Here is a 724-nt window from a genome sequence, read left to right on the forward strand (position 1 = left end):
ACCAACGGCGAAGTGGACACTTTTTGAGGCATGTTTGACACGACGACCAACTCAATAGAGTCGTGATTTCCCGCTCCAAACCGTGGAAGAGTGCGACGCAGAAATCGCGATGTGAGCGCACCGGAGCGATTCAAGAAAATTAGGTGGCCCCTGGAAACCGGCCCTTTTGCAAACCTAGGATGTTTCCACGCTCAGTCGCAGTGGCTGGGGAAAACAACACAAACGCAAAAAAGAAAAAACAGAGAACCTCGGAGACGGCAAACACTCGTCAAAGTATCCGTCTCCGAGGTCGGCTCCCATTCAGCAGTCACAGACATTGTCGCGATCGACCGTCACAAGTCAATCAGATTATGTCCATCTGGTGGGAGTCTCTGTCGGGAGACCACCATGACGACGACCATCGACACAGCCGCCGACATCGACGCAAGACCACCCCACCCACACGATGTCCCCTATCTGCGACTGTCCAGCGAGTGCGTACGAGAGTGCGGCATCGGCCCGGCGATCACGATGGCCGTCTATTACCAGCAGGCTGGGGCAAGCTGGAATTTCAGGAAGCTGGAAACGCTGGGGTTGGTCAAGATCACCGGATTCGGGATAGCCACCATCAAGCGGCATTTGACCCAGTTGACCAAGCACGGATGGATAGGAAAAAGGTTCGACGAAAGGGCACCGGCCGACGCACTCCATCGCGACGCATCACGGATCGCGTCCGGCGCACAGA

1 protein-coding gene is annotated in these 724 nt (G+C 55.9%); it reads left to right on the forward strand.

Features of this window, described 5'->3' with window-relative positions; genetic code table 11:
* Nucleotides 1-387: 387 nt before the first annotated feature.
* Nucleotides 388-724 (forward strand): hypothetical protein (locus tag RMSM_RS11375; RefSeq protein ID WP_008695668.1); only part of this gene is annotated, 337 nt, incomplete at its 3' end.

The organism is Rhodopirellula maiorica SM1, assembly GCF_000346295.1.
Lineage (GTDB): Bacteria > Planctomycetota > Planctomycetia > Pirellulales > Pirellulaceae > Novipirellula > Novipirellula maiorica.